The following is a 20,298-nucleotide window of genomic DNA, read 5'->3' on the forward strand; positions in this document are numbered from 1 at the left end:
GCCGGTTTCGCAACACGTTGCCGACAATCAGCAGGATAGACAGCCAGCCAATGTCGGTGAGCAGGGTATATGGCGTGAATTCCACCGGTTCCCACCTTTCGATTCTTCGGTTTTAGCAGCCACCTTAACTGACGCGCGGGGGCCTGCATAAAACCGGATCTGCCGGGTGAGCAGCTAATCTTATGGTCTATGAGTATCCCTGCCGCACTCATACAGAGACCGGGCCTGGTGCGGGCCGCGATGTATAGCCGTTTCATCGATGCATACGGGCAGCAGGGAGCCGCAATCTTGCCGGAAGGCACGCGGGAAGTGCCACAAACACTTGTCGACGCCGCCTTTTGGATCTTGTCCCATTCCCCCAACGCCAAACTGCGCCCCGGTGTGATCAAACGTGTGCGGGCATGGGCGCTGGATCTGCGCCGCGTGGGCTTTCCGTCCGCGGAATTCCCGGCGGTCGCGAACATGCTTGCCGACGCCTCCGCCGCCGATTCCCAGTCCCGCGAGATCCTCGTCGCCGTCGCCGAAACGATGCGCACCGCGGTTGAAGAAGCTGACTTAGCCGGGATCCCAGCGGCATCCGCCGCGCAGATCACTGAGGTCGCTCCGGCAGGTGGGACGGACAGCGGGGTGACCATCGTCCAATTGGAAGCCGGCATCCAGGTGGATTACGCTCCCGGCCAGGTCTTGCCAGTCATGCAGGTGGGTCGGCAGGGGGTGTGGCGCGGTTTGGCGCCGGCGCTGCCGTCGAATAGCTTTGGCCAACTCGAGTTCCATGTGGACGGTGAGATTGAACCCGAGGCCGGGACGTACCTGACGCTGGGTGCCGCGCGCGGCCCGAGCCCGGTGCTGGATTGTGAACAGGCGATGATTGCCGCGGTGGGCACCGGCTGGGCGGCGGCCAAAGCCATGCTTTTCGGCATATTGGAGCGTGAGACCCGCCCGGATGTCCACCTGCTGATCGGTGCGGACACGACTGATGAGCTCTACGATCTGCGCACCATCGGCGCGCTGAACCAGGCACATGACTGGCTGACCGTCACCTGCGCCGTGACAGACGGCGAGGACGCCGGCCCCGCACAGGAGGCGGGGCTGAACCACGTGTGGGCGCCGCTGTCTGCCTTTCTCGCCGGTGCGGGCACGTGGTGGGGCCGCGAGGTGGTGCTGTGCGGGACGAAGGCGCGTACCGATGAGCTGGTGCGTTCGCTGCACGCGGCGGGTGCCGAGAGGGCACAGAACGGGATTACCGTCGTTGCGCACGACGCGCAGTTCGACTGGACTACCCCGCCCGACGAGGGCTAGCCCCGCTGCCGCATTGTTACCGCTTCCTTACCGCATCCTTACCGCATCACCGTGTTTTCGGTGATCGCGACCACCGGCAGCGCCTTGCGGGCCGCGGCGACTTCACTCAGATCGATGTCCACGATGAGCGTCTCTGGCGCGTAGCCAGCTTCGGCGATACGCACACCCTGCGGGTTGACCACTACGGAGTGGCCAATGCCGGTCGGGCCGGACTCCTCCCCCGCTCTCTCCTCCCAATCGGGCCGGGCTTGTCCGGTCGCTGCGATGAACACGCCCGCATCCAATGCACGCGCCGCGTTTAGCGCCCGCCACTGCTCGAGCTTGCCCGGCCCATCAGCCCAGCTCGTGGGCACCACGATGACCTCAGCGCCGCGTCGCGCAAGCTCCTTGAACTGCTCCGGGAAGCGGATGTCAAAGCAGATCGCCATGCCGACCACCACACTCTCGCCGTCCGCTTCGTGCACGAACGTGACCAGCTCCTCACCGGTTCTCACCGTGTCAGATTCGCGGTAATCAAACGCGTCGTACGCGTGAATCTTGTCGTAGCCCGTGTGCGTCCCGCCGCCGGTCACCAGCGCGGTGTTGCGCACCCGGTTCACCGTCTTTCGCTCACCGTTGCTCTCGAGCACGTTGGTGTCGGCGGGGCGGAACATGCCCGCGACCACGGTTACCCCGAGCTCGTCGGCAAGCGTGCGCATCGCCGTCGAGAACTCCCCGTCGAGTTCTTCCGCCTGCGTGTCTAGTCTGCCCTGGTCAAAGGCCTGACTTGTGGCCTCTGGCAGCACGATCAGGCTGGCACCCGCGGCCGCTGCGTCGCGGATCAGCGGCTCGACGCGCGCAAAATTCTCGCTCTTATCGGCGCCGGTGATCACTTGCAATAAGGCAATCCTCATGTGGATAACTCTAATGCGCGTGGCAGCGGGTTATCCACAGATCGTTCACTCGCTCTTGATTTTGTTTATTTCGCTTTGGCATGGTTGTCGGCATGAACTTTCTCGCCCTTTCCGACACCACTGCCCCCACCGCCCGCGCACACCTCCCCGACACCTCCACCCTCCCTACAGCACAGCTTTCCCCATCGCTCGCAGCCACAGCCCTCGCCGCAGTGCAGCACAAGGAGCATTTGCTTATCGACGGCACACTGCGCCGCCTAACCAACCACCTCGACTCCATCGCCACTTTTGCCCAGACAGCCGCCGACATCGACACTGCTCTTGACACTGCACTCGACACTGCCCTCGCGAGGTCGCTGCGCAATGGCTAGCCCTGCGACCCTTCCTACATACGCGCCCCGCCTCGACCCCAATGAGTTGCGCGCGGCTGCGTCCCTCGTGTCGAGCGCAGGGGCGACCGTATCGGCCCGCGCACGCGCCACGCGTGAGGCGGCTACTGCTATCAGTGCGACCGGGTTCGCAGGCCCCGCTCCCGATCTTGCGCTTGTTCGGCTGGCCGATTTCTCAACTGAGCTGGATGGCCACGCGCAGAGTTTGCGCCGCATCGCTGAGCTGCTCATCTGGGCCGCCCGTGCACAATCGGCGCTGGATGCCGCCGCCCACGCCGCCCAGGCGGCTGGCCATTACCGGATCATCGTCTGGCTCAACGCACTGTCGATGCAGCTTGATACGGAGCTTGCCCGCGAGATCAACCGCACCCGCGGCGCAGGGTTCGACGCGTTGGTGAACCACCCGGACACCGCGGTCCACGAGCTCCACGCGCACCACATGTCCACCCTGCCTGCGAGCACACAAGCGGTGATCGACGCTGCAGGCGGCATAGTGCTTGAGGCTGGTCCCAGCGGGAGCACAGTCCTTGTCGGTGACTCCATCGACCCGGCGCGCGTGATCACCATGGTCGCTGGCGCAACGACAGGCCACCCCGACTCCCTCGGCCACGAACTGCAGAAGGCACAGTTGATCGCCCAACGCACCGGGGCGACGGTGGTTGTGTGGCAGGGTTACCAGCCGCCAAAGACACTGCCGCGGGCGCTGTCGCCGGCGTCGGCAAGCGAAGGCGCAGTAAACCTCGCGATGTTCCAGGCCGCGCTGGAGGAACGCTACCCCGATGCCCAGAAAACCGTGGTCGCCCACTCCTACGGAACGGTAGTGGCCACTCGTGCGGCACAGCGCAGCGGTCTTCTCGCAGACGAGTTGTGGCTGCTCGGCAGCCCGGGCGTGTACGGAGAATCCGTCAATGACCTCACCCTTGCTGGGCCAGATTCTCAAGTATTTGTGGTCGACGCTGATCGAGACCCCATTCTGGCCCTCCGACGAGGAAATCAAGGTGTGCTCGGGGGGTCGTCGCCAAGCACTGCGAGCTATGGCGCAACTGTTGTGGAGGGGGTAACGGGCGACCATTCCTCGTATTTCACAGACGAGGCATTCCTGACTGCTCTGTCACAGCCACCGGGGTCCAAGCTGCAGAAATCGGTAGGCTCGACGGTCGAGCGGTGAGAACGCGCTAACAAATAGATGAACCAAGGAGCACACCATGACTAACTTTGCCACCCAGCTTGTGGCCCACTTGGAGGAGTTGGGCGTCAAGCGCATTTACGGTCTTGTCGGCGACTCGCTGAACCCGCTTTCGGACGCGGTGCGCAAGCACGGTCTCGAGTGGGTGCACGTGCGCAACGAGGAGGCTGCCGCCTTCGCTGCGGGTGCCGATGCCCTTGCAAGCGATGAGCTCGCTGTCTGCGGTGGATCCTGCGGCCCAGGCAATACCCACTTTGTACAGGGACTCTTCGAAGCGCACCGGAACGGCTCAAAGCTGCTTGCAATCGCCTCCCATATCCCGTCTGCGGAGATTGGTTCCTCCTTCTTCCAGGAAACTCACCCGGAACTGCTCTTCCAAGAGTGCTCCGGTTACTTGGAAATGGTGCACTCTGCAGATCAGGGCATGCGCGTGCTGCACAACGCGATTCAGTCGACACTGGCAGGCAACGGCGTCTCCGTGCTGGTTGTGCCAGGCGACGTATTCGCTGATGACGTGGCCGACGATGCCTACACCGCCAGCGGCAACTACGCAGTGGGTAAGGAACGTCGCGTGTATCCGGACCCGCATGAGGCGGCGCGTCTCGTCGAGGCAATTAATAAGGCCGACACGGTCACAATCTTCGCCGGTTACGGCGCACGCAACGCCCGCGAGGAGCTATTCGCCCTTGCCGAGAAGATCAAGGCACCGGTTGGCCACTCCTTCCGAGGCAAGATGTACATCGAGCACGACAACCCATTCGACGTGGGTATGTCCGGCCTGCTCGGTTACGGTGCCTGCCACGAAGCGTCGAAGGAAGCTGACCTCTTCCTCATGATCGGCACGGACTTCCCGTACGTCGATTGGCTGCCAAGCAAGAATGTCGGTCAGATCGACATCGACGGCTCCCACATCGGCCGTCGCACCCCGGTTGCGTACCCGGTGGTGGGCGATGTCGCGAGCGTGATCGACAACATCCTGCCGCACATCGAAGAAAAGAAGAACCGCAAGTTCCTGGACAAGATGCTCAAGCGCCACGCCGAGCTGCTTGAAGACGTGGTGGACAAGTACACCCACAAGGCCGCTGAAGCGAAGAAGCCGATTCACCCGGAGCTTGCTGCTTCGGTGCTTGATGAGCTTGCCGATGACGACGCGTACTTCACCGTGGACACCGGCATGTGCAACGTGTGGTCCTCTCGCTACCTCACCCCGAACGGCAAGCGCGACGAGCAAGCGTCGTTCCTCCACGGCACCATGGCCAACGCGCTGCCGATGGCGATTGGTATCCAGTGCGCGTTCCCGGATCGCCAGGTCATCTCCTGGCACGGTGACGGCGGCTTGGGCATGCTGCTCGGCGAGCTGCTCACCGTGCGCCTGCACAACCTGCCATTGAAGATGATCGTGTTCAACAACTCCTCGCTTGGCATGGTCAAGCTGGAGATGCTCGTTGCCGGCTTCCCCGACTTCGAAACTGACCACGAGCACGTGAATTTCGCGGCGATCGCCGAGGGTGCAGGCATCAAGTCCTTCCGCATCGAAGAAGCGAAAGACCTCAAGCCGGTCCTTACCGAGGCGCTTGCGTTCAACGGCCCAGTACTGGTGGACATTGTCACTGACCCCGACGCGCTTTCCCTGCCGCCGGATATCACCTGGGACATGCTGAAGGGCTTCACCACTGCGGGTGTAAAGACCTTGACGCTCGAGGGTGGCGTGGGCCGCATGATCGACTTGGCGCGATCGAACCTGCGCCACATTGGTGCCGCGGCATCGATCGAGTTCAAGTAGCTCCGGCTTCGCCCTCTCCTGTCTGGATCGTTCGCCAGTGTGATTGAACCTAGGAAAACGGGACGCCTTTCAGCCGGGGCCAATTCGACTGAGGCAGAGTCATGGTTCCGAGGGCAACTATCACAATGCCAGCGCCTAGCCTCAGTGTTGCCAGGTTGTTATCTATCCATCGCTCGAAACTTGGGTTGAGTCGATAACATAAGTGAGGTCGCTACCGGGTCCCCTTTCCCGGTAGCGGCCTCACTGTCTCCATCACCAAGATGCGTTTCGCCGGGGTGCCGGGTCTAGCGGTTGCGCGACCGTCGTGAAGCGAATGGCTCCCAAGCCACCACCGCAGTGGAGCGCGGCACGTGAACCAGCTCGGCACCGCGACGGCGCGTTGACAACTGCGAGCGCAACTCTGACGCAGCCGCACGCTCAGCCTGCAGTTCTTCCTCAAGCACCTCGATCTGCTCGGTCAGCTCGATGATCGTCTTGATGCCGGCGAGGTTCACACCCTCCTCCTGGGAGAGGTACTGCACGCGACGCAAGAGCTCAATGTCGCGCGCGGAGTAGCGGCGCCCGCCCCCGCGGGTACGCATCGGAGAGACGAGACCGAGCCGATCGTAGGTGCGCAGCGTTTGTGCGTGCATGCCTGTCAGCTCGGCGGCAACGGAGATGACGTAGTACTGCTCGTCATCACGCACCTTGTTGGTTGATGAGTTTGAGTCAGCCACTTCTTCTCACCTCCTTGGGAGTTAGCGGGCTCCGGCCCACCCGGCGCGCGGGTTGAAACCGGAGTCCTTTTCCGCCTGCGCGTAGGTGCGCAAGGCGCTCATGGCGTTGGCATCCAGCGCACCGTCGCTCGGCACTGTCACCTCGACGGTGACCAAAAGGTCACCTGCAGCACCGGATTTGCGCTCGATGCCGCGTCCCTTCACGCGCAGAGTTCGCCCGTTCGGCGTACCCGCGGGCACCTTGACCTTGACCGCCTTTTCCAGGGTCGGAACCGTCACAGTGCCGCCGAGCGCCAGGTCACCGAACGACACCGGCACGGTGATCTCCAGATCGTCACCGGAGCGGGTGAACACCGGGTCAGGGCGTACCTGAACATGCACGAACAGGTCGCCGGATGGCGTGCCGTTCGGCCCCGCTTCGCCTTGTCCCGCGAGCCGCACCTTCTGTCCATCAACGACCCCAGCGGGGATCCGCACGGTGATCGAACGGGTGCGACGCACGGTGCCGGTACCGTCACACGTCGGGCACGGGTCCTCGATGACCTCACCGGATCCGCCGCAGTTCGTACACGGCCGGGCCATGCCGAACGCGCCGGAGCTTTCACGGATGAAGCCGGAGCCGGCGCACACCTCACAGGCGTGCGTCTTGCCGGTGCGGGACCCAGATCCGTGGCATGTCGTGCACGGCGCTTCGCCGGTGAGTTCCACAGGGAACGTCGTACCCTTCGCGGCCTCGCGGAAGTCCAGGGCTATTTCGGTTTCGACATCCGCCCCCCGCGACGGCCGAGCGCTCCTGCTAGCACTGCTGCCGCGGTTAAAGAAGCCACCGAGGATATCACCAAGGCCGCCGTCTCCAGCTTGTCCAGCGCCCCCTCCGAAGAGGTCGTCGAAGTCGGCGGCGTCGAAGTCGGTTTGCGTCGTCGTGCGAAACCCGCCCGGAAATCCGGTGCCTCCTCCCCCTCCGAAGCGGCCACCGAATCCTCCGAAGCCGCCGGAGCCGATCATCGACTTGAACTGGTCGTACTCTTTCCGCTTTTCCTCATCGCCGACTACGTCGTACGCCTCGGCCACACGCTTGAACTTCTCCTCGGCTGCTTTGTTGCCAGGGTTGGAGTCCGGGTGGTTTTCGCGTGCGAGCTTGCGGTACGCCTTTTTAATGTCGGCGGCAGAGGCGCTTGAGGATATTCCGAGGTCACCGTAGTAATCCTTGTTGGCCCATTCTTGCTGCATCGCCATCTCGCACCCTCCTTTCGCAATCGTTCAATATGGTTTTAGCAAGAAAGCCGGGGCGAGCGGTGTGTAGCTCGCGCCCGGCCGTCGGGGATTTTTGCAGGCACTAGTTGCTTGTCGACGCTTCGCCGCCAGCCGCGTTAGCAGCATCCCCAATGATCACCATTGCGTTACGGATCAGACGGTCGCCCATCTTGTAGCCCTTCCGCAATACAGTGCCGACGACTTTTTCGTCGCTTTCCGACAGGTCCTGCACTGCCTCGTGGATCTCCGGGTCGAAGGCTTCGCCCTCGGCACCGAAAGCCTGCAACTTCTGGCCTTCCAGGATGCTGTGGAACTTGTCGCTGAAGGACTTCAGCGGGCCCTCGTTGAGGTCACCGTGCTGGGCCGCGAGGTCGAGGTCGTCGAGCAGCGGTAGCAGCTTCTCAGCGAACTTCGCCTTCGACTGCTCCGCCACCGCGGCACGCTCACGCTCAGAGCGGCGCCGGTAGTTGGCGTACTCTGCGCTAACGCGCTGCAGATCTTCGGTGCGCTCGGCGAGCTGGAGCTCAATGTCGGTCACTGTGCCGTCGCCGTCCGCATCGGGGTTGACCTCCCCGAGTTCAGCCTCGACCGCGTCGGCGATTTCCGCGTCCGAGACCTCCGTAAGGGGATCCTCTGCGTCCGGATCGGCCATGGTCTCGAAAGCTTCTGCCTCCGCGGCCTCGTCCGCCATGGTCTCCGCCTGATCCGGCGAGACGTACTGCTCGTCGGTGTTATCCGGTGCACCCGGGTTATCTGCCATCTCGCGGGCGGAGTTGGGGTTCACGTTTGGGTTCGTCATATCCCGCTCGCTCCTTAGTTTTTCTCGTCAGGGTTGCCGGTGGTGCCGGTGGTGTCGGTGCCAGCCTCAGTGTCATCCTCGACAACCTCGGCGTCGACGACGTTGTCCTCAGGCGCGGTGGCGAAGTCCGCACCGTCTGCAGCGGTGGCACCAGCGTTGGCCTCAGCCTCGTAGAGCACCTTGCCCAGCTCCTGCGCCTCGGAGTTCAGCTTTTCAACTGCGGACTTGATCTCGTCCAGATTGTCGCCCTTGAGCGCCTCGTCCACAGCGTCTGCAGCCTCGGTGACACGGGTCTTCAGGTCCTCCGGCAGCTTGTCGGAGTTCTCTTCCATGAACTTGCGGGTCTGGTAAGCACCGGTCTCCGCGTTGTTGCGGGTCTCTTGCTCTTCACGACGCTTGCGGTCCTCGTCAGCGTGGGTCTCCGCATCCTTGATCATGCGGTCAATCTCCTCCTGGGAGAGGCCAGAGCCCTCCTGGATCTTGATCGTGTTCTCCTTGCCGGTGGCCTTGTCCTTAGCGGACACGCTCACGATGCCGTTAGCGTCGATGTCGAAGGTGACCTCGATCTGCGGAACTCCGCGCGGTGCCGGTGCGATACCTGCCAGCTCGAAGGAACCGAGCAGCTTGTTGGCCGCAGCCATCTCGCGCTCGCCCTGGAAGACCTGGATCTGCACAGAAGGCTGGTTGTCCTCAGCGGTGGTGAAGGTTTCAGAACGCTTCGTCGGAATGGTGGTGTTGCGCTCGATGAGCTTGGTCATCACGCCACCCTTGGTCTCAATACCCAGGGACAGCGGGGTGACGTCGAGCAGCAGCACGTCCTTCACGTCACCGCGCAGGACACCTGCCTGCAGAGCAGCGCCGAGGGCCACGACCTCGTCCGGGTTCACGGACTTGTTCGGCTCCTTGCCGGTGAGGTCCTTGACCAAGTCGGTCACGGCCGGCATACGGGTGGAGCCACCGACCAAGACGACGTGGTCAATGTCGGAGACGGAAAGACCAGCGTCCTTGATCACCTGGTTGAACGGCGCCTTGGTGCGGTCCAGCAGATCAGAGGTGATCTTCTGGAACTCGGTGCGAGACAGGGTCTCATCCAAGAAGAGCGGGTTCTTCTCTGCGTCGACGGTGATGTACGGCAGGTTGATGTTGGCCTGCTGCTGGGAGGACAGCTCAATCTTGGCCTTCTCCGCAGCCTCACGCAGGCGCTGCATGGCCATCTTGTCCTTGGTCAGGTCAACGCCGTTCTGGGACTTGAACTTGTCCGTCAGCCACTCGACGATGCGCTGGTCCCAGTCGTCGCCGCCGAGCTCGTTGTCGCCGGCGGTAGCCAGCACCTCGACGACACCGTCGCCGATCTCAAGCAGGGAGACGTCGAAAGTTCCGCCACCGAGGTCGAAGACCAGGATGGTCTGCTCGCTGTCGGCCTTCTCCAGGCCGTATGCAAGCGCAGCCGCGGTCGGCTCGTTCACGATACGCAGCACGTTCAGGCCCGCAATCTGGCCAGCTTCCTTGGTGGCCTGACGCTGCGCGTCCTCGAAGTACGCCGGGACGGTAATCACGGCATCGGTAACCTCATCGCCCAGGTAGGCCTCAGCGTCGCGCTTCAGCTTCTGCAGGGTACGAGCGGAGATTTCCTGCGGGGTGTAGCTCTTGCCGTCGATGTCTACGGTCCAGTCCGAGCCCATGTGACGCTTCACGGAGCGCACGGTGCGATCAACGTTGGTCACAGCCTGGTTCTTCGCGGACTGGCCGACAAGCACCTCGCCGTTCTTCGCAAACGCGACGATGGACGGGGTGGTGCGGGAGCCTTCAGCGTTGGCGATAACAACCGGCTCGCCGCCCTCCAAGACGGAGACGACGGAGTTGGTGGTACCGAGGTCAATGCCTACTGCTTGTGCCATGGTGGTTGTTTCCTCCTGATTGGAAGTCGTTTTTCATTAAGTTGCAGCGCTTCCGCTCAACTTCACCGGGCCTACTGTACCAGTGGTTGAGCCGAGCGCGCTCAATGGTTACAACGCGTCCATTCCAAAGTTGTTCCCAACACGCTCAACTTTTCCTGAGCAGATGGCAGAACCCCGTTTGACCTTGCCGAAGGCTGGGTCAAACGGGGCGTCGATAAGCGAAAAGCTCCTAGAAGAGACCGGTCTCCTGCTCGGAGTAGGACCAGAGGAGGTTCTTGGTGTTCTGGTAGTGAGCGAGCATCATGAGGTGGTTCTCGCGGCCGATGCCGGACTGCTTGTAGCCACCGAACGCGGCGTGGGCCGGGTAGGAGTGGTACTGGTTCACCCACACGCGACCCGCCTGGATCGCGCGGCCGGCGCGGTACGCGGTGTTGCCGTCGCGGGACCACACGCCGGCACCGAGGCCGAAGATCGTGTCGTTGGCAATCTTGATCGCTTCGTCGAAGTCCTTGAACGTGGTCACGCTCATGACCGGGCCGAAGATCTCCTCTTGGAAGATGCGCATGTCGTTGGTGCCCTTGAACACGGTCGGCTCGATGTACAGGCCCTCTTCGAGGCCCTCAATCTTGTTCACCTTGCCGCCGGTAAGCACCTCAGCGCCCTCCTGCGGGCCGAGCTCCAGGTAAGACTGGATTTTGTTCATCTGCTCGACGGACGCCTGCGCACCCATCTGCACGTCGGTATCCAGCGGGTTGCCCGTGGTGATCTGCTGGACTCGCTTCACACCGAGTTCCAGGAACTCGTCCGCGATGGACTCGTGTACCAGCGCACGCGACGGGCAGGTGCAGACCTCGCCCTGGTTGAGCGCGAACATCGCGAAGCCCTCAATGGCCTTCTTGCGGAAATCGTCGTCCTTAGCCAGCACGTCCGGGAAGAAGATCGACGGACTCTTGCCGCCAAGCTCGAGGGTGACCGGGATGATCTTCTCCGCGACTGCCTTGTTGATGATCTTCCCCACGTCGGTCGAGCCGGTGAACGCGATCTTGGCAATGCGGTCCGAGCTGGTCAGAGCCACACCGGCCTCATCACCCATACCGTTAACAATGTTCAGCACGCCCGGCGGGATCAGGTCCCCGATAAGGTCCATCAGGTAGAGGATCGAGACAGGAGTTTGCTCCGCAGGCTTGAGGACGATTGCGTTACCGGCGGCGAGCGCCGGGGCCAACTTCCACGCGGCCATCAGGAGCGGGAAGTTCCACGGGATGATCTGGCCGACAACGCCGAGAGGCTCGTTGAAGTGGTAGGCCACGGTGTCCTCATCGAGCTGGGAAAGGCGGCCCTCCTGAGCGCGGATCACGCCGGCGAAGTAGCGGAAGTGGTCGATGGCCAGCGGGATGTCGGCGGCGAGGGTCTCGCGCACAGCCTTGCCGTTCTCCCAGGTCTCGGCGACGGCGATTTCCTCGAGGTGCTCCTCCATGCGGTCCGCAATGCGAAGCAGGACGAGGGAGCGTTCGGCTGCTGAGGTCGCACCCCAGCCCGGTGCGGCCTTCTCCGCAGCGTCGATCGCCTTCTCAATGTCAGCTTCTTTGCCACGCGCAACCTGGCAAAAGATCTCGCCGGTGACCGGGGTGATGTTGTCGAAGTACTCGCCGTCAGCAGGGGCAACCCACTCGCCACCGATGTAGTTGTCGTAGCGCTTGCGGTAGTTGACAATCGAGCCTTCGGTGCCGGGGTTGGCGTACACGGTCATGGTTCGGGTCCTTTCCATCAGGAACATAAATCAAGGTGTGCGCCAGATTACACCGTTTGAGCGTTGTGGGCTAGGGCATAACGATTCCAATGGCGTACCAAAAGCTTTGGACGCTGCGAGTGAGGAAATACCAACACTTCTGGCACAATGACGCGCGTGACTGATAACGACAATTCGGATTATGTGGGCGCACTCGACACTGCTGTCGAAGACGTGCACATGATGCCCACCCCGGCCGACGCAGCCCAAGAGCTCTCAGGCGAACCAATCGACCGCGGCGATGTGATCGCGGCCGACGCCAGAACCGCAGCCGCCTGGGCGCTGCGGTTCATCATTGTGGTCATCGCGACCGGCATCATGCTCTACCTCCTTCGCTACGTCTGGATGGCACTCCTGCCGATCCTGCTAGCGCTGATTTTCTGCACTGTGCTCTGGCCCCCTGTGCGGTGGCTCCGGAACAAGAAGGTGCCCGCAGCGCTCGCCGTTTTCATCGTGTTGTTGGGTTTCTTCGGCGCGATCATCGGCATCTTTTCTGCGATGGCGCCGACGGTGCGCACACAAGGCGTGCAACTCTACGAGCAGGCGCAGCAGGGCATCCAGCAGATCCTGGACTTTGTCGAGCAGCGGGTCGACCCACAGCTGATCGACCCGGACAAGATCCAAGATGGTCTGCAGCAGGTCACGAACGCGCTGCGCGGCAACGCCTCGAACATCGCCTCCGGCGTGTTCTCCGGCATCGGCACCATCGCTTCGCTCGGCACCACGCTGGTACTCACGCTGATCCTTTCCTTCTTCTTCTTGAAAGACGGCGACCGCTTCTTGCCGTGGCTGCGCAAGTACACCGGCGTGAAGACCGGTTGGCACCTCACTGAGGTGCTCATGCGTTCCTGGAACACGCTGTCCGGCTTCATCCGCACCCAGGCAATCGTTTCCATGGTGGACGCAATCTTTATCGGCGTGGGCCTGCTGCTGCTGGGTGTGCCGCTGTGGCCGGTGCTGGCCGTGATCACCTTCTTCGCCGGCTTCATCCCGATTGTTGGTGCGTTCACCGCAGGCGCCTTGGCCGTGATCATCGCATTGGTGTCCAACGGTTTCTGGAACGCAATCTTCGTGCTGATCCTCATCATCGCGGTGCAGCAGATTGAGGGCAACGTCCTCCAGCCGATCCTGCAGTCGCGCGCAATGGGTCTGCACGCTGCGATCGTGCTGCTTGCGGTTGCCCTCGGCGGCACCATCTTCGGCATCGTGGGAGCGTTCTTGGCGGTGCCAATCGCTGCGGTCCTCGCCGTGTGGTTCCGCTACTGGGCCGAGATGGTCTCCCTGCGCGCGGGGCAGATCACTGCCGACGACATCCAAATCGCGACCCAGCAATCGCAAGCGCTTGATTCCAAGGAAGCGTTCCTCGCGGTACGTAACCACATGATGCGGATGGCCCGCCGCGAAAGCCCAGACTTGGACGAGCCAGTGAAGACTTCACTGGGCTCCACCCGCGTACCGGCGGGCAAGGAAGCCCCGAAGAAGACCTACGACCGGGAGGTGCCGGGCAAGGCCCGCAGCATTGATCCCGACGGGGAGAACACATCCGACAAGGAGCGACAGCGCAAGCTCGAAGACGACGAGGCGTAGTTGCCGTCGTCAAGCTATGGTCCCGACACGATTTCCAGACTTTCCGTACCGTGGAGAGACACAACGGAAAAATCTTACGAAAGGAACCCACCATGGCTGACTTGAGCTCCAAGAAGATCGCGATCATTTCTACCGACGGCTTCGAAGATTCCGAGCTGACTTCGCCGAAGGAAGCTGTCGAGGCTGCGGGCGCGACCGCGCACGTGATCGCACCGGAGGCAGGCGAAATTGAGGGCAAAAAGGGCACCAAGGTGTCCGTGGATGTAACCACCTCGGAGGCCAACGCCGCTGATTACGACGCATTGATCCTGCCGGGTGGCACTGTGAACGCGGACGCAATCCGCATCAACGCGGATGCTGTGAACTTGGTCAAGGAGATCCAGGGCGCAGGCAAGCCAATCGGTGTGATCTGCCACGGCGGCTGGATCCTCACCGATGCGGACCTGATCAAGGGTGTCAAGCTCACTTCTGTAGAGAACGTGAAGACCGACCTGATCAACGCTGGTGCGAACTGGGTCGACGAAGAAGTTGTGGTCGATTCCGGCTTCATCTCTTCCCGCACTCCGGACGACCTGCCGGCGTTCAACGCGGCACTCGTTGAGGAGTTTGCGAAGTAAACGCGTTCTCGCTTCCAGTACAAACCCGCGCCAATGGCGCGGGTTTTGTCATTTCCGATTCCCTGGCGTTTACCTTCTAGCCCGAGCTTGTGCCTGGCGGCGCTCTTCCTCGATGATCGCGACGATCGATTCCCGAACGGCCTGCACCGTGTCCGACAGCAGGGTGCCAGTGCGCTCGAGCTCCGGTGATATCAAGGAGTACGCGATCTCACCGAGGGTCTCGCGCCGATCGCGGCGCTTGGTTCCCTTCGTCTCTTGCTTGAGCACAGGGCCGATCGCCTCAATCGCGTCCAACAGGGTGAGTACCACGGCTTCGTCCCAGGACTCCTGGCCTTGACCGTGCAGCGTCTGCTGAAGACGCGCCCGCAGGTTCGCTTCAACGCTCGGGTCCAACGTCGGGTACTTGTTCCAATTCACAAAAAGGAAGCCCTTTTGCTCCTCAGCAAGCACACCATTTGCGACGAACCGCTGCGCCACCACACTCGGCTGTGCAAACTTCCCCGATTCGAGCAGGGAGGTAAGCCGCCGTTCGCCCTTGCGTTCCAGCTCCGCAACGCCGTGTCGCAGCAGCGGGTCTTGCACCGACTTCGACGGCACCGTCGCGCTCACACGCAGGCTGAGCCGCTTGCGCTCCAACGCGATGTAATTGTGCGCGGCCAAATCGCACAGCAGCGCACCGTTGAGGGCGAGGTTGCGGTGGGACACCCACGCTTCGCCGCCGCCTTTGTCGTTGGTCAGCAGCAGGAAGACTTGCTCCGCGATCAGCATGGCCACGATCCTAGCGACCCTAGCCGGAGGCCACCGAGGCGTTCGCCGCTGCAACGGTGGCGATCAGCGCTGTGGTCGCGCCTTGGACTGCCATTGCCACGCTTTCCACGGTGCGGTTCAGTGCCGGATCAGTCAGCGAATGGCGGATCTCCTCAATCGTTCCCTTCACCTGTTTGCGCTCAAGCCCTCTGATCTCTTCCTTGAACACATTCCGCGTCCCGTTGACCGCATCCACGATGAGCAGGGTGACGCCTTCGTCGATAGTCTCTTGTGCCTGGCCGTGAAAGACCTGCTGCAACCGGGCGCGCAACCGCTGCTCAATAGAGGCGTCGCGGGTGGGATACTGCGCCCACTGGATGAAGAGGAAGCCTCGGGAGTGCTCCTCGAGCACACCCTGTTGGACGAGATTCGCTGCCGAAAGGTCGATGCGCCCGAAGTCGCTGTGACCAATCCAGCGCTGCGCACGCCGGTTCGGCTTCTCGCGGATCATTTGGTGCGCGTTGACCAGCGCCGGGTGCGCATCCGGCGGCAGTTCGCCGGTCACATTCACGCGCGGACGCTTCTCATCGGTGAAGGCAACCACGTCGTGCAGCGCAAGATCAGCGAGGATCGCCGCGCCAAGACCGAACCTGCGGTAGCCCACCCAAGGCTCGCCGCTGCCCTTGTCGGTGGTGAGCAGCAGGAAAACCTGTTCCGTGATCAGCATGGTCCCGATGCTACAAAAACGCGCAGCGCTACGCGGACGCTCCGTGGTTATTCTGCGCCTGACGCAGCGATTTCATGCACGCCTTGAGCGAATGCCCGAGCAGCGGATCAACCCACCCGTACGCGGGATCCGTCGCCTTCTCTCGAAGTTCCCGGATTCGCGCCCGACTCTCGCCTCTCGGCATCCCGGTCAGCTCAGCTTTCAGAATCCCTCGCACAGACCACAGCGCATCAAGCGCCAGCAGGACAACCGCCTCATCGAGCGCCGCCTGCTTGTGCCCGAACATCACCGCTTGCAGCCGCGCGCGCAATTGCTTTTCGACGGAGGCGTCGCGGGTGCGGTAGTAGGTTGAAGAGAGGAAGATGCCCTTGCTGAACTCTGGTATCAACACGCCGCGGTGCACGAGCCCTACAGTCACATCCTCATGCTTGCCAATGTTGCCGCGGCTCATCCAATCCTCCGCGCGACGATCAGGCTTCTCGAGGATCTTTGAATGCGCAGCAGCCAGTGCGGGATGTGCGTTCGGGGGCAATCCAGCAATGACACGAACCCGCCGGGCGCGGTTGTCTGAGTACTGCAGTGCACCGTAACCCAGAGAGAGGTCCGCCATCACGCCAGCGGCGACACCCGCATCGTTGAAGCGACCGTGGCCTGTGCCGAACCCATGATCGTCATACAGCAGCAGATAGAGCTGCTCGGCAATCAACATGCCGTTAAACCTACGCGGTCTTAGGCGCGTTGGGGTTCCACGACGATTTCAGTGGCGGTCGCACCCTCAAGTTCGGACGCAGCTTTCGAGTTCGCGCGTGCTTTCATTACACCCCGCCACGACAGCACCGCGCCGATTGCCAGGATGAGGACTCGCACGATCCACAGGTGCTGGTCCAGACCGAGCGCCGCGAGCACCACAGGCAGGTTGAGCATGGTGATCACGGTGCCCACGAGTCCGCCAAGCAGGATCGGGTTGAGGCGGGAGACCAGCCAGGCTGCGATCGGCGCAGCGATCACGCCGCCGACCAAGAGTGCGCCCACCGCCGCGAGGTTGGCCAGCAGGTCGTGCCACATGCCGACGACGAAGCCTGTGGTCGCTGCGGCAGTGACTAAGAACTCGGCGGTGTTGACGGTGCCGACGATGCGGCGCGGCTCGGAACGGCCTGCGGAAAGCAGCGCGGTGGTGGTCACCGGCCCCCAGCCTCCGCCGCCGGTGGCGTCGACGAAGCCGCCGAACAAGCCAAGCCCGCCGAGGAAGCGCTTCGAGTGCGGTTTCGGAGAAAGCTTGCGCCGGGTCAGCCCGCGCGCGAAGCGCAGCATGAGGTTCGCGCCGATGATGGCGAGGATCGCCGACATGATGGGGCGCGCGTGCTCCATCGGCAGCTGGGTGAGCACGACGGCGCCGGTGAACGCGCCGATCGCGCCCGGAATGCCGACGGCGAAGGCGGTGCGCCAATCCACGTTGCCGAAGCGCCAGTGCGCCACACCGGATACCAAGGTGGTACCCAACTCGGCGGTGTGCACCACAGCAGAGGCGGTAGCGGGGGTTAAGCCCGCGAGCATGATCAGGATGGTGGTGGAGGTGACGCCGAAGCCCATCCCCAACCCACCATCGACAAGCTGTGCGGCGAAGCCGGCGACCGAAATCAGCAGCAGCGCGGTCAGGTTACGCATGGCAAACCTCCAATGCGGTGGTGTAGCGGCTGGCGACGATGCCGGCCAGATCGGTGGTGAGCGGACCGGAGCACGACATTCGCGCGCCGGTTTCCGCCTCGATGCGCGGTATGGCCTCCCGCGCTTTATCCAGCAGCAGCCCATCGGCGACGAAGAGGGGCAGCACGTGAACGTTCCCGCGCTCGCGGGCAAGTTCGGTGAGCGCAGTGATGCCGCCGCGTGTTGCCGCGACCACGCTCACGCTGTGACCACTGCGCTCCCCCACGTTGACGGCGAGCGCCTCGTATCCCTGCGTCTGCTGCGCATTCGATGTCCCCACTGGGTACAGCGCGATGTGGGCGCTAGGTGGTGCATCAAGTGCAACACGCTCGGCAAGGACCTCGGCGATGTCTTCGCCCATCCCAAGGCCGGGCGTCAGCTTCAGCGGCGCGTGCGCGGAAGCCGCCTTGAGGTGCTCCGGCACGTCGTGCGTGGCGTGGAATGCCTCGGTGAACAGCAGCGGTACGACTACCGCGGGTTCGCCGAGTTCGCGTGCCGCCTCCTCAAGGCTGGGCGCGATGAACTCGAGGTGGGCGTCAGTGCCGTTCACCCCGAGCCGCTCTGCAGCCGCGTGGGTGAGCGCCTGAACGCCGGCGCGGGCATTCGGGTGGCGAGACCCGTGCGAGAGCGTGATCAGCGCAGTCATGGCCAGTCCTTAGCGTCCTTAGCGTCCTTAGCGCAGGCGCGTGCCCACAAACCCGGCGGCGAGCGTGTTCCCGCTTGCCTGGTCAATCAACAGGAAACTACCGACGGCACCGCGGGCGGCGTAGTCCTCCACCGGAAGCTCGTCAGCGACCTGGATCGTCACGTGCGCGATGTCGTTCAAACCCACTCCCGCAGGATCGATGACGTCGCTATCAGCGGAGTCGATGTCCAAGATCCGGTCCACGCTGGCCAGGCGAGCGCGCACGAGCGAAGTACCGTAGCGCAGCTTCACTGGCTTGCCCGGCGCGAGGTCCTTCTCGGTTAGGCCCACCACGGTGGCGGCGAACTCGGTGACGTCCTCGGGGCGCGGCTGCGCCGCCAGCAGGTCACCACGGGTGAGGTCGATCTCGTCTGCCAGGCGAAGTGCCACGGAGTCACCTGCCTCTGCGTGCTCGACTTCGCCGTCGGCGGAGTCGATGCCAACGACTCGGGTTTCGCGCCCGTTGGGGGCAGACACCACGTCGTTAAGCGAAATGCTCCCTGCGGTGACCTTGCCTGCATAGGCGCGGTAGTCGGAGGCGTGCTCGCGAAGGACGTACTGGATGGGGAAACGGAACGGCAGCTCGAGCGCGCGACCGGAGTTGACGGGGATGGTTTCGAGAAGCTCGAGCACGGTGGGGCCGGTGTACCAGTCCATGTTGGAAGAGCGCTCGGCGACATTGTCTCCCTTGAGCGCAGAGATCGGCACCGCGATCGGCTCCTCGATACCCAACTCCTGCGCCTTCGCCTCGAACGCAGCGCGGATGTCCTCGAAGACTTCCTGCGAGTAGTCAACCAGGTCGATCTTGTTCACGCCGAGGATGACCGTTTTCACGCCCAGCAGCTTGGACACGGTGAGGTGGCGGATGGTTTGTTCGACGACGCCGTTGCGGGCATCGACAAGCAAGACCACCACCTGGGAGTTCGACATGCCGGTGACCGTATTGCGGGTGTACTGGACGTGCCCCGGGGTGTCGGCGAGGATGAAGGTGCGCTTGTCCGTAGCGAAGTAGCGGTAGGCAACGTCGATGGTGATGCCCTGCTCGCGCTCGGCCCGAAGGCCGTCGACAAGCAAGCTCAAGTCGAGCCCCTCGAAACCGCGATCGGCGCTGGTGCGCTCCACCGAGGCGAGCTGGTCGGCGAGCACCGACTTGGTGTCGTGCAGCAGGCGGCCGACGAAGGTGGACTTGCCGTCGTCGACGCTGCCGGCGGTGCAGAGGCGCAGCGTTGCGCGCTCTGCTAACGCAGCGGCTGCGCCCGCAAGAGTGGTGTTCGACATCAGAAGTAGCCCTCCTTCTTGCGGTCCTCCATGGCGGACTCGCTCAAACGGTCATCCGCGCGGGTGGCGCCGCGCTCTGTCAAGGTGGAGGTGGCAATCTCCGCCAGCACCTGGTCAATGGTGGTGGCATCCGAATCCACGGCACCCGTGCAGGACATGTCGCCCACGGTGCGGTAGCGCACGCGACGAGTCTGAATCTCCTCGCCGTCGCGCGGGCCGCCCCACTCTCCAGCCGTCAGCCACATACCGCCACGGTTGAACACCTCACGGTCGTGCGCGAAGTAGATGCTGGGAAGCTCGATGCCGCGCGCGCCGATGTACTCCCACACGTCCGACTCGGTCCAGTTCGAGATCGGGAACACGCGGATGTTCTCGCCCGGCAACTTGCCGCCGTTGTACAGATCCCACAGCTCAGGGCGCTGGCGGCGGGGATCCCAGCCGCCGAAAGAATCGCGCACGGAGAACACGCGCTCCTTCGCGCGGGCCCGCTCCTCGTCGCGCCGGGCACCGCCCAGCACCGCGTCATAGCCAACCTCGGCGATAGTCTCCACCAGTGGCACGGTCTGCAGCGGGTTGCGCGTGCCATCAGGCCGCTCCACCAGGTCGCCCCGGTCAATCCAGTCCTGCACGTGCGCCACCCGCAGCCGGGCATTGTGCTTATCGACGAGCGCGTCCCGGAACTCAATCACCTCGGGGAAGTTGTGGCCCGTATCCACATGCAACAGCTCAATCGGCATGGCGGCGGGATGGAAGGCTCGCCTGGCGAGTTCGAAGACCACGCAGGAGTCCTTGCCGCCGGAAAACAGCAGGCCAATCTTGTCGAACTGCCCGGCCACCTCACGCAGGATGTGGATGGACTCGTTCTCTAAATCTTTCAGGTGCGGCGAAAGCGCGTTCACTGTTGTACCCATGTACTCAGTCCTTCAATACTTACTGGTGACTTACTC

At 63.1% G+C, this 20,298-nt stretch carries 19 protein-coding genes; 6 read left to right on the forward strand and 13 right to left on the reverse strand.

What is annotated here, in order from left to right; translation table 11 throughout:
• Nucleotides 1-189 precede the first annotated feature (189 nt).
• Complete coding sequence (locus CGLAUT_RS10865; RefSeq protein WP_290185157.1) at nt 190-1,299, forward strand: ferredoxin reductase domain-containing protein; 1,110 nt, start codon at nt 190-192, stop codon at nt 1,297-1,299.
• Between the two features lie 38 nt (nt 1,300-1,337).
• Here CGLAUT_RS10865 and CGLAUT_RS10870 read toward each other — a convergent pair whose 3' ends face one another.
• On the reverse strand, nt 1,338-2,192 hold the full coding sequence (locus CGLAUT_RS10870) for a carbon-nitrogen hydrolase family protein (protein ID WP_290185159.1): 855 nt from the start codon (nt 2,190-2,192) through the stop codon (nt 1,338-1,340).
• A 92-nt stretch (nt 2,193-2,284) separates the two neighbouring features.
• On the opposite strand from CGLAUT_RS10870, the gene CGLAUT_RS10875 reads away from it, so the two are divergent.
• The 3 genes from CGLAUT_RS10875 to CGLAUT_RS10885 are packed head-to-tail and all read left to right on the forward strand — an operon-like array spanning nt 2,285 to nt 5,550.
• The gene (locus CGLAUT_RS10875) at nt 2,285-2,563 is read left to right on the forward strand and encodes a hypothetical protein (RefSeq protein ID WP_290185160.1); all 279 of its coding nucleotides are present in this window, start codon (nt 2,285-2,287) and stop codon (nt 2,561-2,563) included.
• A complete protein-coding gene (locus CGLAUT_RS10880) occupies nt 2,556-3,749 on the forward strand; it encodes an alpha/beta hydrolase (protein WP_290185162.1) in 1,194 nt (397 codons plus the stop codon). Before CGLAUT_RS10875 ends, CGLAUT_RS10880 begins: the two co-directional genes overlap by 8 nt.
• 37 nt (nt 3,750-3,786) lie before the next feature.
• Nucleotides 3,787-5,550 carry a pyruvate dehydrogenase gene (locus tag CGLAUT_RS10885; protein ID WP_290185164.1) on the forward strand — a complete coding sequence of 588 codons (1,764 nt, stop codon included), beginning with the start codon at nt 3,787-3,789 and terminating at the stop codon, nt 5,548-5,550.
• A gap of 284 nt (nt 5,551-5,834) precedes the next feature.
• Here the strand turns inward: CGLAUT_RS10885 and CGLAUT_RS10890 are convergent, their stop codons facing one another.
• From CGLAUT_RS10890 to exaC, 5 genes are all read right to left on the reverse strand, one after another.
• The gene (locus tag CGLAUT_RS10890; RefSeq protein WP_095661188.1) at nt 5,835-6,182 is read right to left on the reverse strand and encodes a heat shock protein transcriptional repressor HspR; all 348 of its coding nucleotides are present in this window, start codon (nt 6,180-6,182) and stop codon (nt 5,835-5,837) included.
• Between the two features lie 105 nt (nt 6,183-6,287).
• Complete coding sequence (gene dnaJ, locus CGLAUT_RS10895) at nt 6,288-7,502, reverse strand: molecular chaperone DnaJ (protein ID WP_290185166.1); 1,215 nt, start codon at nt 7,500-7,502, stop codon at nt 6,288-6,290.
• Nucleotides 7,503-7,602: 100 nt separating this feature from the next.
• Entirely contained in the window at nt 7,603-8,319 is a 717-nt protein-coding gene (grpE, locus tag CGLAUT_RS10900; RefSeq protein WP_290185167.1) for a nucleotide exchange factor GrpE, read from the reverse strand.
• A gap of 14 nt (nt 8,320-8,333) precedes the next feature.
• Nucleotides 8,334-10,217, reverse strand: coding sequence for a molecular chaperone DnaK (gene dnaK / locus CGLAUT_RS10905; RefSeq protein WP_290185169.1), 1,884 nt, complete (start codon nt 10,215-10,217; stop codon nt 8,334-8,336).
• Between the two features lie 229 nt (nt 10,218-10,446).
• Nucleotides 10,447-11,967: an acetaldehyde dehydrogenase ExaC gene (exaC, locus tag CGLAUT_RS10910; protein ID WP_290185171.1), complete on the reverse strand. Its 1,521-nt coding sequence runs from the start codon at nt 11,965-11,967 to the stop codon at nt 10,447-10,449.
• Nucleotides 11,968-12,114: 147 nt separating this feature from the next.
• On the opposite strand from exaC, the gene CGLAUT_RS10915 reads away from it, so the two are divergent.
• Complete coding sequence (locus tag CGLAUT_RS10915) at nt 12,115-13,593, forward strand: AI-2E family transporter (RefSeq protein ID WP_095660758.1); 1,479 nt, start codon at nt 12,115-12,117, stop codon at nt 13,591-13,593.
• Between the two features lie 92 nt (nt 13,594-13,685).
• Nucleotides 13,686-14,210, forward strand: a complete 525-nt coding sequence (locus CGLAUT_RS10920) for a type 1 glutamine amidotransferase domain-containing protein (protein WP_095660759.1) — start codon at nt 13,686-13,688, stop codon at nt 14,208-14,210.
• A gap of 69 nt (nt 14,211-14,279) precedes the next feature.
• On the opposite strand, the gene CGLAUT_RS10925 is transcribed toward CGLAUT_RS10920, so the two are convergent.
• Genes CGLAUT_RS10925 through cysD form a run of 7 tightly spaced genes read right to left on the reverse strand, consistent with a single transcriptional unit; the run spans nt 14,280 to nt 20,262 of the window.
• A complete protein-coding gene (locus tag CGLAUT_RS10925) occupies nt 14,280-14,978 on the reverse strand; it encodes a GOLPH3/VPS74 family protein (protein ID WP_095660760.1) in 699 nt (232 codons plus the stop codon).
• A gap of 19 nt (nt 14,979-14,997) precedes the next feature.
• Nucleotides 14,998-15,684: a GOLPH3/VPS74 family protein gene (locus CGLAUT_RS10930; protein ID WP_290185174.1), complete on the reverse strand. Its 687-nt coding sequence runs from the start codon at nt 15,682-15,684 to the stop codon at nt 14,998-15,000.
• Nucleotides 15,685-15,712: 28 nt separating this feature from the next.
• Nucleotides 15,713-16,393 (reverse strand): GOLPH3/VPS74 family protein, encoded by a 681-nt coding sequence (locus tag CGLAUT_RS10935; protein ID WP_290185176.1) that lies wholly within the window; start codon nt 16,391-16,393, stop codon nt 15,713-15,715.
• A gap of 20 nt (nt 16,394-16,413) precedes the next feature.
• Complete coding sequence (locus CGLAUT_RS10940) at nt 16,414-17,340, reverse strand: sulfite exporter TauE/SafE family protein (RefSeq protein ID WP_095661189.1); 927 nt, start codon at nt 17,338-17,340, stop codon at nt 16,414-16,416.
• Nucleotide 17,341: 1 nt separating this feature from the next.
• Nucleotides 17,342-18,034, reverse strand: coding sequence for a sirohydrochlorin chelatase (locus tag CGLAUT_RS10945; protein WP_290185178.1), 693 nt, complete (start codon nt 18,032-18,034; stop codon nt 17,342-17,344).
• 27 nt (nt 18,035-18,061) lie between these two features.
• Complete coding sequence (locus tag CGLAUT_RS10950) at nt 18,062-19,351, reverse strand: sulfate adenylyltransferase subunit 1 (protein WP_290185180.1); 1,290 nt, start codon at nt 19,349-19,351, stop codon at nt 18,062-18,064.
• Complete coding sequence (cysD, locus tag CGLAUT_RS10955) at nt 19,351-20,262, reverse strand: sulfate adenylyltransferase subunit CysD (protein ID WP_095660765.1); 912 nt, start codon at nt 20,260-20,262, stop codon at nt 19,351-19,353. Before cysD ends, CGLAUT_RS10950 begins: the two co-directional genes overlap by 1 nt.
• Nucleotides 20,263-20,298 lie beyond the last annotated feature (36 nt).

Origin of the sequence: Corynebacterium glaucum (genome assembly GCF_030408855.1) — a bacterium.
Lineage (GTDB): Bacteria > Actinomycetota > Actinomycetes > Mycobacteriales > Mycobacteriaceae > Corynebacterium > Corynebacterium glaucum.